Raw genomic sequence first — 13,700 nt, 5'->3', positions numbered from 1 at the left:
ACATCGCCGTCATTCACCCCGACAACACGCTGCGCCTCACCGACCGCGCCAAGGACGTGATCAAGTCGGGCGGCGAGTGCCAAAATTTTCTACCGTCCACAAAGCATGTTGAATTAAAAAATTGGCAACATAAAGATTGTTTTGATTAAGATCAGGCATTTGTTTGGTGAACCATCCATCAGCCATTTGTTTAAATTCTTTTTTGCTGGCATAGGGATCAAATAAAACCTGGTCTTTGTAAGTGGTATTGGTGTAAGTTTCCCATTGGTGCAACCAGTCTTTCATTGGCGGATCTAAAACTGTGATATGATATGAGCCCACATGGTTGTACACTGCATCCTGAATTATCTTCATGCCTTTAGCATGTGTAGCATCTATTAAATTTTGATACGCTTCATTACCACCAAGTCTTGCATCAATTTTATAATGATCTGTAAATGCATAACCATGTTCAGTACGGTCGGGCATATCATTTTCTAAAACTGGATTTAACCAGATTGTTGTAACCCCTAACTGCTGCAAATAATCTAAATGATTTTGTACGCCTTTTAAATCGCCGCCATGCCGGTTATAAACAGTATCACGGTTTAGCGATTGGTCTCTCATGCCTGCAACTTTATCATTACTCTCATCACCATTGCTAAAGCGGTCGGGCATTATTAAATAAATAAAATCTTTAGAAGAAAGGCCCTGTGCAAATGCTCTTCCGTTACCTTTTCGGCGGGGTTTTAATTCGTAGTCTAATTTAATATCTTTTAAAAAAGGAAAATTAAACTTACCGGGTTTTGCTGATGCATCAATTACAATATCTAAAAAAATATAATTGGCATTTTCAACACGATTAATTTTTAACAGATTTACACCTGTTGCCAATTTTATTCCTTTTGGCCCCATCTTTATCATAGGAAAATGATCAGCAATTTTATCGCCGTGTATCATTAACTGCAACTTATTCCACTTCATACCAGTGTACCAGTGTGAAGGATAAATTTTATAAGCATCGGCTGATTGAGCAAAACAACTTACACTAAATAAAAAGTAAAAAATAAAAAAAACTATTGTCTTCATGCATTATTTTTTTTTTCATCTTTAATAAAAAAGAAACATATTGCTGCGGCAATAATAAATAATACACCGCCAATTTGCACAGCTAAAATCCTGTCGTTATTCAAAACGTTTTTCATTATACTTCCAAATCCTAATGAAGCAATTATTTCGGGCAAAACAATAAAGAAATTAAAAATACCCATGTAGATACCTACTTTATCTCTGGGCAAACTTCCACTTATCATTGCGTACGGCATACTTAAAATACTCGTCCAGGCAATACCTACACCCGTCATACTTAGATAAAGCATTTTAGGATCTTTTACCCAACCCACACTTATTAAACCTAAAGCGCCAAACAATAAACAAATGGCATGTGTAGTTTTTCTGCCTAACTTATCTGCAATAGATGGCAGGATAAATGCAAACACAAAGGTTACCACATTATAAAACGCCAATGTTAATCCTGCAAAGTCGGCACCTTTTGCATAAACCGGATCAGCATTATTTACGCCCCCATAAATATTGGTAGCAACAGCTGTAGTATAATAAAACCACATTAAAAATAAACCCGGCCATGTAAAAAATTGTACCAGCGAAACAATCTGCATACGTTTTGGCATATTACCCAATGCTCCAAATATTTCATTTACACCGCCGCCAAAACCTTTATTACTTTCTTTTACTTTTTCTTTAAAATCCACATCTGCAGGCGGATATTCCTTAGTGGTTAATACAGTATATAAAACTGCTGCAAAAAAGAAAAATGCACCGGTATAAAAACTCCATCGCACATTTTGTGCAATGCCACCCTGCGCTGCTGTATTGGTTGCACTAAAAATATTTTTAAAAATCCAGGGTAAAGAAGATGCGATACTACCTCCGAGGCCTATCATTAAACTCTGCATTATAAATCCTTTGTTTACCTGGCTATCGGGTAATTTATCTGTAACAAAAGCCCTGAAAGGCTCCATGCTAACGTTTCCAAAAACATCCAGCACCCAAAGCAACCCTGCAGCCATCCATAAGGCGCTGCTGTTGGGCATAAAAATTAATGCAATAGAACTCAGCAAAGCTCCAATAAAAAAATAGGGCCTTCTTCTGCCAAATTTTGGATGCCATGTTCTGTCGCTCATGTAACCAATAATGGGTTGAATGAGTAAACCTGTTAATGGAGCAGCTAAAAATAAAAGCGGCACATCATCAGGATTGGCACCAAGGTTTTCGTAAATGCGGCCCATGTTGGCCCTTTGTAAATCCCAACCAAACTGAATACCGAAAAAGCCAACACTCATGTTGATGATTTCTGATAATGGTAAAGGTGGCCTGGACTCTTTTTTTAGATCTTCAAAAATAGTTTGGTTGTAATCGGACATAGCAATCGTTTTGGTTTATCGTTAATTGTGTACAAAATACACATTTTTAAAATACTACAAAAAAAAACATCCTTAAAAAAAGGATGTAGTATAAATTGTTTAATAATTTTGCTGGATTATATCACAAACCCATCAGGCAGCACCGCTCCTTTTTTCAATACCACAATTCCATCTTTTACAGTGAATAAAGAATGATCGGCATCTGCTAAATGCGGACCTCCATTAATGCGTACATCGTTACCAATGCGGCAATTTTTATCAATGATTACGTTTTTAATATAACACCTGTCGCCAATACCTAATTTGGGTAAACTTCTCTCGGCATTGTGATTTATTTCTTCGAGGGTTTCGTAATAATCACTTCCCATCATGTAACAACTTACCACTGTACTGCCCTGGCCAATGCGGCTGCGGATACCAACCACACTGTTTTCAACACGGCTGGCATTTATTATACAACCTTCGGCAATTAATGTATGCTCCAATGTAGTGCCGCTAATTTTTGCAGGTGGTAACATACGTGCCCTGCTGTACACCACATTCCTGTTATCAAATAAATTGAATAAAGGAATTTCTAATGTTAATGCAAGATTGGCTTCAAAGAAAGAATAAATATTTCCAATATCCGTCCAGTAACCGTCGTACTGGTAACTGATAACTTTCGACTTTTCGATAGAAGAAGGAATAATTTCTTTACCAAAATCTGTAGCATCTTTTTTTTCTGTTTGCAGCAGATCAAACAATAATTTTCTGCTGAAAATATAAATACCCATTGAGGCTAAATAATTTCTGCCCTGCTTTTGCATTTCATCGCCGGTATCACTGATCCATTCGGGTAATAATTCTTTTTTAGGTTTTTCAATAAACGATGTTATTACATTTTCTTCGTTAGATTTTAATATGCCAAACTCCGGCGCTTCCCTTTCGCCAACAGGAATGGTGGCAATGGTAATATCCGCACCCTGTGCCGCATGATTATCAATCATAGCACCAAAATCCATTTGGTATAATTGATCGCCACTTAAAATCAGAACATAATCAAAATCGTTATTGCCAATATGTTTAAGCGACTGCCTAACTGCATCGGCTGTACCCTGAAACCAACCTAAACTATCGGGGGTTTGTTCGGCTGCTAAAATATCTACAAACCCTTTACTGAAAGCACTGAACTGGTAGGTATTTTTAATGTGCTTATTCAGTGATGCAGAATTGTATTGTGTTAAAACATACATTCTGTTAATGCTTGAATTAATGCAATTAGAAATGGGGATATCTACCAGGCGGTATTTACCTGCAATAGGCACTGCCGGTTTGCTTCTTGTGGCGGTTAAAGGATAAAGGCGTGAGCCTGCGCCACCACCAAGTATTACTGCTACTACAGATTTTGAGTCCATGCTATTTATAATTTGTAATTAAATGTATTGATATTTTTGATACAATCGTATTTGAAGGCTAAAGAAAATTTAATTTTTCAATAATTTTAAGTTTCACAAAATTGACTCATACAATTCAATATACCGTCCTGCACTCACTTCCCAGCCATTATCTATTTGCATCATTTTTTTTCGCAGGGCTGTAAGTTTTTTTACGTCGCTGTATAATTCAGTTGCCCGGTAAACAGAATAGGTAATATCACCCACACTGGCTTCATTAAAACGAATACCAAAACCACCAGGGTCGCCAAAATCAATTACGGTATCTTTTAATCCACCAGTACTTCTTACTAACGGCATAGTACCATACCGCAATGCATACATTTGGTTTAGTCCGCAAGGTTCTACCCTGCTGGGCATTAATAAAAAATCGGCACCGGCATACATTTGGTGCGCCAGTTTTTCATTGTATCCAATTTGAGAATTATAAAATCCAACTAAGCTGCTCTTCATTATTTCCATCTGCTGTTCCACTCCCGGGTCGCCACTGCCTAAAATTAAAAAATTCATTTTACCATTCATATGATAAATAGAATCATTAATAGCCTGGGGTAACAGCTCTGCTGCTTTTTCTCCTACTAATCTTCCAATAAAAATAAACAGAGGCTTTTCAATATCCAAACCAAAATCGTCGCATAATTTTTTCTTGTTTAATTTTTTGCCTGTATCCACGTCTTTTATCGAAAAGTTATCTAAAATATAAGTATCGGTTGCAGGATCCCAAACTATGTTATCAATACCATTTAAAATACCGGTGCATTTTCCTTTTTCGTATTCAAATAAACTTTCTAATCCGTTGGCACTATATTTCAACTCCTCCATATAACTGGGACTAACCGTGGTTACTTTTAACGCACATTTTATTCCGCATGCCAGGGGATTAATATTTTTTTCCCAATCTAATTTGCCCCACTGCCAGCTGTCGTAAGCAGGTATATAATTTTGTTTGCCCCAATCCATCCAACCCTGGTATTGTGCATTATGTATAGTTAATACAGTTGGAATTGTTGCTAACTGCCTGTAAGCAAAACAGTTTTGCATCATAAAAGGGATAAGCCCGGTGTGATGATCATGCACATGCACTACATCAGGCCGGTGCTGCCATTTGCTTAACCAATCCACCACCGCAATTTGAAAAGCAGTGTATCTTTCTGTATCATCATCGTATCCATAAATTTTTTCCCGGTTAAACAAACCAAAAATATCTACGCAGTATAAATCAAAATCGAGTTTGTTGGTTTTTTCTTTGATGATGGTATAATCAAAATAATACTGGCCCATGGTAAAAGAACCCTTGTGTACGGTTTGCCATTCATTATCCAGCAAAAATTTGGTGCGGTGCATAGGCATCACCACTTTGGCAATATGGCCTAAATCGTTTTGGTATTTAGGTAAAGCACCTGCAACATCGGCAAGGCCGCCGGCTTTGGCGTAAGGGTAACATTCTGCAGTTACGTGAATTATTTCCATCATTAGCAATTATAATATTCCGATTACAATTTAGTAAGTTTTAATTGATTAAAGCAAATAATACAATTAATAATCTACTATTGGCTAAATAAAATTTTATCCAGATACCTTACACAAAATATAAATTACATCATTTTAAATACAAGCAAAATTTTTTGCAACCAGTAAATTATTCTATTTTACGCCACTTAAAACCTAACGATATGCCAACTGAACAAAAAGATTTGATAAACCTGCAGGAAATTAAACCAATTAAAGAAACCAATTACGGTGCTTTGGGGACATTAGTTACCGTGTTTTTCTTTTGGGGGTTTATAGCTGCCGGAAACAGTGTATTCATTCCATTTTGTAAACATTACTTTCATTTAGATCAGTTTCAAAGCCAGTTAATTGATTTTGCATTTTATACTGCCTATTATGTGGGGGCATTAATATTATTTGCATACGGCGCATTTGGCGGTAAAGACCTTGTAGGTAAATGGGGGTATAAAAAAAGCATTGTGTACGGCTTATTATTTTCAGCAGTGGGTGCAGCGGCAATGATTATTGCAGTAAACGCTAACACGTTTGCAGGTATGCTAACCGGGTTGTTTATTGTGGCACTGGGATTTTCTTTACAGCAAACAGCAGCACAGCCATTTTCCATTTCTTTAGGAGATCCATCTACAGGAACTACACGTGTAAACCTGGGAGGTGGAGTAAACTCTTTTGGTACTACCATTGGGCCAATTGTTGTTGCACTTGCATTGTTTGGCACAACGGCAGCTATTACCGACGAAAAAATTGCTTCGCTTAGTTTAAGCAAGGTAATAACCTTGTATACCTGTGTAGGCGCTTTGTTTATAGGAGCTGCAGCTTTATTTTATTTTTCCAAAAAAGTGCCCTCTGGTATAATGGAAGAAAAAACAGAGAAAGCCAACAAAGCTTTATATACTTTAATTATAATGACCGGATTACTGATAATAATGTTTGCCCCGGTTTTCAGCAGTTACAGAACTGATTTAACTAATGCAACAGAAGTTGAAAAACATGCTCTTGAATCGTACAGGATGAAATGGTTATTAGGAGCATTGGCGGTGGTTGTTTTTGGTTTGCTGTTTGCCAATTTAAGGGCAAAAAAGAACAGCGAAGGATGGGGCGCCATGCAGTACCCGCAATTAGTGCTGGGTATGTTAGGAATCTTTTTTTATGTAGGTGTAGAAGTTACCATTGGAAGCAATTTAGGTGAACTGTTAAGACATAAAGATTTTGGCGGTTTCCAGGCATCAGAAGCTACACCGTACATTGCCATGTATTGGGGAAGTTTAATGATTGGCCGTTGGGCTGGCGCAGTTGGTGCATTTAAAATGAGTAAACAAACAAAAGATATTTTATTATTTGTTGTTCCGCTAATTGCGTTTTTAATTATTATTGGTGTTAATACAATTGCAGGTTACGATATGAAGCCTTTGTATTATTATATCGTTTGCGTAATTGTACAAATTGCTGCTTCATTTATAAGCAAGGATAAACCCGCTAAAACGTTATTGGTATTTAGCTTACTGGGGGTTATTGCAATGATAATTGGTACATTAACCACCGGTACTGTTGCTATTTATGCATTTTTAAGTGGCGGTTTATTTTGTTCCATTATGTGGCCATGCATCTTTACTTTATCAATTGCCGGTTTAGGGAAATACACTACTCAAGGTTCTGCTTTTTTAATTATGATGATTTTAGGTGGCGGTATTATTCCTCCTATACAGGGAAAAATTGCGGATTACCTGCAGGCAAATTCAACTGTTGATGGTTTTGGAATTCATAACTCCTACTGGATTGCAGTTTTATGTTTTGCTTACTTAGCTTTTTTTGCTTTTGTTGTTAAGGGCATTTTAAAAAGACAGGGTGTAGATTATGATGCAAAAGTTGAGGGCGGCGGACATTAATATTTTATCATTATAAATATCATTTTATAATTCATAACTTTATCAGCCCCGCTTTTACGGGGCTGACTTTTTAAATTTATTTTATGGCAACAGCTTTGGAACAATTGGTTATTGGTATTGATATTGGCGGCACCGGAACTAAGTTTGGTATTGTGGACAGGGTGGGAAATGTTTTATTCAGCAGTGAAATATCTACCAAAAAACATGCAACTGTAAATAGTTTTATTGATGAATTGTATGAAGCACTTTCGGAATTAATTGAAAGAGCAGGCGGTGCCGGACGAATAAAAGGCATTGGCGTAGGTGCACCTAACGGCAACTACTACACAGGTACTATTGAGTATGCACCTAACCTGCCGTGGAAAGGAATTATTCCTTTAGCAGAATTAATGGAAGCAAAATTTAAACTACCCATTACACTTACTAACGATGCCAATGCTGCGGCTATTGGAGAAATGATGTATGGTGCTGCAAAAGGAATGAAAGATTTTATAATGATTACTTTGGGTACGGGTGTAGGAAGCGGTATTGTTGCCAACGGGCAATTAATTTATGGTCATGATGGATTTGCTGGTGAATTGGGTCACACTATTGTTATACCTGACGGAAGGTTTCATCCCGGTACAGGTAAAAAAGGCTCGTTAGAAAGTTATGCCTCTGCAACAGGTGTAAGAAATACGGCGATAGAAATTTTAGAAAAAACAACTGAGCCCAGTTTATTAAGAGATGTAGAAAAAGATAAATTAGATTCTAAAGCAGTATATGATGCCGCCATACAGGGCGATAAAGTAGCGTTGGAAATTTTTGAATTTACTGGAAAAATATTAGGCCTGGCATTAGCCAACGCTATAATGTTCAGCAGCCCCGAAGCCATAGTGTTATTTGGTGGCTTAACCAAAGCCGGCGATTTAATTTTAAAACCCACCAAAAAGCACATGGAAGAAAACCTGATACAGGTTTTTCAAAATAAAGTAAAAATATTGGTGAGCCATTTAAAAGAATCGGATGCGGCAATTTTGGGGGCAAGTGCTTTGGCGTGGGAGAAATAATGTATTCTTTTTAGTTTGCTAAAATATTAGACATACAAAAAATGCAACCAGAAGCTGGTTGCATTTTTTATTATTTATTTTATACCAAATTATTTTATTTTCAATACCGGCCTTAATTTATAATCTCCGTTACCTTCTTTTTTTACAGATAGAGCTGCATCAAAATCAATTAATACAGTTTCTAAAGTGGCAGCTAATTTTTTGCTTATTTTTATTTTTAAACCCGATTGTGCCCCACTTGGAATAACTAACGGGTAAACAGTTCCGTTATCCTTTATGGTATTGTTTGGGCCAAGGACCAGGCGTATCTCTTTAACGGTTTGCTGTGGTAAAACAAGTGACGCTAAAAGTGTATCTACTCCATTTTGCAACCCTAATAAATTATAAACACCAGCATTGGTTGGCATAGAAACCCATCCATTTGTGCCGCTGGTATCATCGCTGAATTTTACATTAATTTCTCTTATATCAACATTTACTTCGTCAAATGCAGTTGGGGCATCAGTTAATCTTATCTGTAAGGTGGAGGTAGATTCGCTGTCTTTCTTACAAGAGATAAATACAATAGCTGTACCAGCCATTAAAGTTAAACCCAGTGCAATAAATTTTAATGTTTTCATTTTAGTAGATTTTGTTTGGTACTAAGTTGAAAAAATCATGCCAAAAGTTGCTTAAACTAAAGTTGTATGAGTGTAAATAATATATTTTGTAAAAGTTAAAGCCATTTTTGACTGATTATAAATACGGCGGGTACAGCCCTTTCTCCTTCTTTATCACTCGGTGTAATGGTTTCTTTACCGTTAATAAGCATGCAGCTGCTGCCACCCCCATCTAAATTTAATGCTTCCTCACAGCCAAGGGCAACCAGTAATTTTGCCTGCTGCGTAAGTGTGGCACCCTCGGCAATACCGGCAAACCTTCCCTGTATAACCATTATTATTAACCGGCCATCTGCTGTATAACCCATGCATGTTCGTGGATGTTTATCATCAATGGCTTTACCAGTAAACTTTAATTCTTCATTATTAGTAATTTTTATTGTGCCTTTTTGAACAAGTACCGGGCCACCGCCAACTGCTGTTTTCATATTCCATTTATTGAAAGAAAAATATGGTGGGGCATAAGGCTCTGGATTAGGATGAATAATACTTTTCATTCTTCTTAAATCAATATTTGAAATACTATCTTTTAATACCGGCCTAATTTGTTGCATAGCATAGGTAGATCTTTGTAGCGAATCTGTAAACAGCCATGCAACGTCTGCTTTCCTCTTTTTAGAAATTCCAATTGCACTGCCCATCGGATGCCTGTAAGTGAAGGTATCTTTTCCTCTGCCTGCAATGGTATGCACATTGTAAGAAACTAATTTGCTATTTGTAATTACCACATTCAAATTTTGATTGGTAGCAAAAGAAAAAAATGTAGTATTCACCACCAGCAAAGGGTTATTATTTTTTTCAAAAAACTGTTTTGGTGTAAGCCTTCTTTTGTACGTTGTGTCAGTTGTAAAATCTAAATTTTTGTCTTTTAATTTTGCCTCGGCATAGTAGGCAATAAAAGGTTTACCATCCAGGCTATCTGTTGTTTTATATACATGAAAGTTTTTAGGTAATGGCTGAAACTGCTCATCTACATTTACCCACTTTGGCTGGGCAATTACTAAGTTTGCACCAACAGAAAAAAATATTATAAAAATTAGCCTGATACATTTCATCAGCATACTTGTATTTTTAAATTGTTCCAACAGTACAATTCACTCCGTTTTTTCTTCAGCTCACTCTTTTTTACTGTAAATATCGAATTTACCCAATTACTCTTGCAGTATCAAATTTACATTTAACCATTTTATCAAACACCAAAATTTACAGTCATGAAAATTACACCAACTTTTTTAGCAATGGCATTATGCATTTTAACTGCAACAGTCAATGCTCAAACTTCCACTCCTGAAGGGTACACTAAAGCAAGTATTACTTTGGCCGATGGTACAGTTCAATCCGGGTACATAAAAGACAATATTAAAAAATCGGCATCAGTGACTTTTATTGATGCATCGGGCAACAATAAAAAAGTTTACGAAGGCGCCGATATAAATGGAGTTAAAAAAGATGCAGAAAATTTTATTTGCATCAATGGCGATTTTTTTAAAACCCTTTCTACAGGGAAATTAAATTTTCTGCAAAAATCAAGTAATGCATCTGGTAAGGTTTCTTACAATGGCGCAGAGCCAATTTTTAGCAGCGGTACAGAAGGAAAAATTGGTGATTACTTTATTTATGCTGATAAAAAACTTAAACTTCTTACTAAAAAAACAGTAGCATCATTTATTGACACAGACCTTATTGGCTGTGCAGAAGCTATTGAAAAAGCTAAAGCTGCCAACGGAGATATTGCCAAAATGCAGGGTGCAATTGAAACTTATAACAGCTATTCCATAAAATAATTTAGAATTAAATTTTTATGAGAAAGATAATTTTCCTGGCTACGTTATTTTTTTATTCCTTTATTGCCAATGCTCAAAATGTTTTATTAACACAAACCATAAAAGGTATTGTTACAGATGAACAATCTGGTAATGTGTTGCAAAACATAACTGTATCGGTAGAAAATGCTTCATTACAACTGAACAGCATAACCAACGATAAAGGAATTTTTAAATTAGTAAATGTGCCCATTGGCAGGCAAACCATTAGGGTAAGCGCAATTGGTTACGAAGATGTATTGATACAAAATATAGAAGTAACGTCTTCCAAAGAAGTGGTGCTGGAAATACGTTTAAAAGAAAAAATAAAAAAGTTAGATGAGATAATATTAAAATCGGGCAAATCTAAAACCAGGGCATTGAATGAAGCAGCAATTGTTAGCGCCAGACAGTTAAGTACCGACGAAGCATTTCGCTATTCGGGTACACGTAGCGACCCCAGCCGTATGGCGCAAAATTTTGCCGGTGTTAGCGGTACTAATGATGGAAGAAATGATATTATCATTCGTGGCAACTCCCCTGCAGGTGTGCTTTGGCGCATGGATGGTATTGATATTCCCAATCCCAATCACTTTAGCACACTCGGTTCTACAGGTGGCCCGGTAAGTATTTTAAATATCAACACTTTAAAAAATTCCGATTTTTTAACCAGTGCATTTCCATCGCAATATGGTAATGCGATTGCTGGTGTGTTCGACTTAAAAATGCGTAATGGCAATAATGAGAAGAATGAATTTTTAGGACAGATGGGTTTTAATGGGTTTGAATTTGGAGCAGAAGGACCATTGAATAAAAAAACTAAAGCATCTTACCTTGTAGATTACCGTTACTCAATGGTGGCAACATTGCAAAAGATCGGTCTTAATTTTGGTACCGGTTCTGCAACGCCTTATTACCAGGATGTTAATTTTAAAATAAATCTTCCAACAAAAAACATGGGCACTTTTAGCTTATTTGGTTTGGGAGGAGAAAGTCATATTCATTTTTCGCCGGAGAGCCAGGGAAAAGATAATTTATATTCCAGCAATGATGGAAGTGTAAGAGACAGAGATTTTAAATCACTTACAGGTGTACTTGGTTTATCAAATACTTACTTTTTTAACTCGGGTACATCAGGAAAATTGCTGCTGGCTGTTTCAGGTTTTTCTTCAAAATACACTGAAGAAATTATGGAATTAAACAAACCAAACACTCCTGCTTTTTATAAAAAAAATGAACAGGTAAAATATTCTGCCGGTTACAATTTCAATAAAAAATTTAATTCACGTAGCCAGTTTACAGCAGGCATTGCAGCAGATATTAATCAGCTAAAATTAAAACAGGATTATATTAAAGATGGCGATTCTGTTTTGGTAACACTTGTAAACAGCAACGAAACAGCAACGCTTATAAAAGCCTTTGCAAATTTAGGACACCGGTTTTCTGACAAGTTATCTTCCAACTTAGGAATATATTACCAGCAGTTTATTATAAATAATACCCAAAGCATGGAACCAAGATGGAATTTAAAATACCAGTTTAAACAAAATCAATCCCTTTCTTTTGGTGCAGGCCTGCACAGCCAAACACAACCGCTGGAAGTTTATTTCTACCAATCAAAAAACAATCTTGGACAAACAGCATTTACCAATAAAGATCTTGGTCTTGTAAAGAGTGTTCATGGTGTTATTGGTTACGATATTAATTTTTCAAAACAGTTCCGTTTAAAATCCGAAATATATGCTCAGTACATTTACAATGCTGCCGTAGAAAAAACAGCCAGCAGTTTTAGTATTTTAAACTCCGGTACCGATTTTGGTTTTCCTGATAAAACCAATTTAATAAATAATGGCAAAGGTTATAATTATGGTTTTGAAATAACGCTTGAACGTTTTTTGCATGAAGGTTTCTACTGGTTATTTACAACTTCTGTGTTTCAATCTAAATATAAAGGCAGCGATAATATTTGGCGCAACACAGCCTTCAACAGCAATTTTGTTATTAATGCATTGGGCGGAAAAGAATTTAAACTTAACCCCAAAACTACTTTTGGTATCGACAGTAAACTAACCGTTACCGGTGGCCAGCGTTACACTCCATTTGATATTACAGCATCCAAAAATGCCGGGTATGTTATGTATAAAGAAAATGAAGCTTACGGTGAACAAAACAATACTTATATCCGCTGGGATTTAAAATTTTCTTACATTCGTAATCTTAGAAAAGTTACTCAAAAGTGGTATGTAGATTTGCAAAATCTTACGGCAAGAGAAAATATTTATGTAAGAACACTCAACCCAAAAACAGGTACAATAAACCAGATTAGCCAGATAGGATTTTTCCCCAATATAAATTATCAAATTACTTTTTAGATTGCTGTAACTTTACAATATGCAGAAACACAATTGCAGAATAGGATTTAATGATGGCTTACTGATTATTATCGGCATTCCGTTGTTGAGTTTTATTATTCCCATCGTTTTTTTCAATTGCCGTTTTAACAAAGCTCCTTTTTTAACCTGGGATAAATATTTTACCACGATGATGATTACTACCGTTATTTGGTTAGGTAACCGGTACATCATGATTTACAGCCGCAAAAAATTCCCGCTTTTTGATGCAGTACGAAATCGAATTATTTTTCAATCGTTAGTGATGTTTATTTTTACGGTTACTGCAAATACTGTTATGGGTATTTTTACCAAAAATATTTTTGCAGATGAACATGCAGCATTTTTTAGTCAGGCAGATCTGGTCATTCATTCGAACTCTGCCGCACTTTTTTGTACCATCATGATCATTGCTATTTATGAGAGTATTTATTTTATGCATCAGCTGCGCCATACTGTTGAAGAAACTGAAAATTTAAAAAGAGAAAATTTAGCCGCACAATTAAATGCTTTACGTACGCAGGTGAATCCGCATTTTCTTTTTAATAA

General features: G+C 36.1%; 11 protein-coding genes. 5 read left to right on the top strand and 6 right to left on the bottom strand.

Features of this window, described 5'->3' with window-relative positions; translation table 11 throughout:
• Positions 1-60: 60 nt before the first annotated feature.
• From ACY651_RS09150 to ACY651_RS09135, 4 genes are all read right to left on the bottom strand, one after another.
• Positions 61-1,068 carry an alpha-amylase family glycosyl hydrolase gene (locus ACY651_RS09150; RefSeq protein WP_462251915.1) on the bottom strand — a complete coding sequence of 336 codons (1,008 nt, stop codon included), beginning with the start codon at positions 1,066-1,068 and terminating at the stop codon, positions 61-63.
• Positions 1,065-2,423: an MFS transporter gene (locus ACY651_RS09145; RefSeq protein ID WP_462251913.1), complete on the bottom strand. Its 1,359-nt coding sequence runs from the start codon at positions 2,421-2,423 to the stop codon at positions 1,065-1,067. The genes ACY651_RS09150 and ACY651_RS09145 overlap by 4 nt, the downstream gene beginning before the upstream one ends.
• Positions 2,424-2,539: 116 nt before the next feature.
• The gene (locus ACY651_RS09140; RefSeq protein WP_462251911.1) at positions 2,540-3,817 is read right to left on the bottom strand and encodes a glucose-1-phosphate adenylyltransferase; all 1,278 of its coding nucleotides are present in this window, start codon (positions 3,815-3,817) and stop codon (positions 2,540-2,542) included.
• A gap of 93 nt (positions 3,818-3,910) precedes the next feature.
• Positions 3,911-5,329, bottom strand: a complete 1,419-nt coding sequence (locus ACY651_RS09135) for a glycogen synthase (RefSeq protein ID WP_462251909.1) — start codon at positions 5,327-5,329, stop codon at positions 3,911-3,913.
• A gap of 200 nt (positions 5,330-5,529) precedes the next feature.
• Here ACY651_RS09135 and ACY651_RS09130 point away from each other — a divergent pair, with 200 nt between their 5' ends.
• Entirely contained in the window at positions 5,530-7,251 is a 1,722-nt protein-coding gene (locus ACY651_RS09130) for an MFS transporter (RefSeq protein ID WP_462251907.1), read from the top strand.
• A gap of 83 nt (positions 7,252-7,334) precedes the next feature.
• Positions 7,335-8,300, top strand: coding sequence for an ROK family protein (locus ACY651_RS09125; RefSeq protein WP_462251905.1), 966 nt, complete (start codon positions 7,335-7,337; stop codon positions 8,298-8,300).
• Between the two features lie 89 nt (positions 8,301-8,389).
• Here ACY651_RS09125 and ACY651_RS09120 read toward each other — a convergent pair whose 3' ends face one another.
• Both ACY651_RS09120 and ACY651_RS09115 read right to left on the bottom strand, forming a co-directional pair.
• Positions 8,390-8,920: a DUF4382 domain-containing protein gene (locus tag ACY651_RS09120; RefSeq protein WP_462251903.1), complete on the bottom strand. Its 531-nt coding sequence runs from the start codon at positions 8,918-8,920 to the stop codon at positions 8,390-8,392.
• 95 nt (positions 8,921-9,015) lie between these two features.
• Positions 9,016-10,044, bottom strand: coding sequence for a phosphodiester glycosidase family protein (locus ACY651_RS09115; RefSeq protein WP_462251901.1), 1,029 nt, complete (start codon positions 10,042-10,044; stop codon positions 9,016-9,018).
• A 126-nt stretch (positions 10,045-10,170) separates the two neighbouring features.
• On the opposite strand from ACY651_RS09115, the gene ACY651_RS09110 reads away from it, so the two are divergent.
• From ACY651_RS09110 to ACY651_RS09100, 3 genes are all read left to right on the top strand, one after another.
• Positions 10,171-10,743: a hypothetical protein gene (locus tag ACY651_RS09110; RefSeq protein WP_462251899.1), complete on the top strand. Its 573-nt coding sequence runs from the start codon at positions 10,171-10,173 to the stop codon at positions 10,741-10,743.
• A gap of 17 nt (positions 10,744-10,760) precedes the next feature.
• Positions 10,761-13,133: a TonB-dependent receptor gene (locus ACY651_RS09105; protein ID WP_462251897.1), complete on the top strand. Its 2,373-nt coding sequence runs from the start codon at positions 10,761-10,763 to the stop codon at positions 13,131-13,133.
• 19 nt (positions 13,134-13,152) lie between these two features.
• On the top strand, positions 13,153-13,700 hold a 548-nt coding region (locus tag ACY651_RS09100), incomplete at its 3' end, for a LytS family sensor histidine kinase (RefSeq protein WP_462251895.1).

It is taken from the genome of Ferruginibacter sp. (assembly GCF_031391665.1).
Lineage (GTDB): Bacteria > Bacteroidota > Bacteroidia > Chitinophagales > Chitinophagaceae > Ferruginibacter.
Note: the sequence above shows the minus strand (reverse complement) of the source record. Positions and strands in the feature narration are given on the sequence as shown.

Coding starts and splice junctions, on each gene's coding strand:
- ACY651_RS09150 (WP_462251915.1), bottom strand. CDS start 1,068: ATGAAGACAATAGTTTTTTTTATTTTTTACTTTTTATTTAGTGTAAGT.
- ACY651_RS09145 (WP_462251913.1), bottom strand. CDS start 2,423: ATGTCCGATTACAACCAAACTATTTTTGAAGATCTAAAAAAAGAGTCC.
- ACY651_RS09140 (WP_462251911.1), bottom strand. CDS start 3,817: ATGGACTCAAAATCTGTAGTAGCAGTAATACTTGGTGGTGGCGCAGGC.
- ACY651_RS09135 (WP_462251909.1), bottom strand. CDS start 5,329: ATGATGGAAATAATTCACGTAACTGCAGAATGTTACCCTTACGCCAAA.
- ACY651_RS09130 (WP_462251907.1), top strand. CDS start 5,530: ATGCCAACTGAACAAAAAGATTTGATAAACCTGCAGGAAATTAAACCA.
- ACY651_RS09125 (WP_462251905.1), top strand. CDS start 7,335: ATGGCAACAGCTTTGGAACAATTGGTTATTGGTATTGATATTGGCGGC.
- ACY651_RS09120 (WP_462251903.1), bottom strand. CDS start 8,920: ATGAAAACATTAAAATTTATTGCACTGGGTTTAACTTTAATGGCTGGT.
- ACY651_RS09110 (WP_462251899.1), top strand. CDS start 10,171: ATGAAAATTACACCAACTTTTTTAGCAATGGCATTATGCATTTTAACT.
- ACY651_RS09105 (WP_462251897.1), top strand. CDS start 10,761: ATGAGAAAGATAATTTTCCTGGCTACGTTATTTTTTTATTCCTTTATT.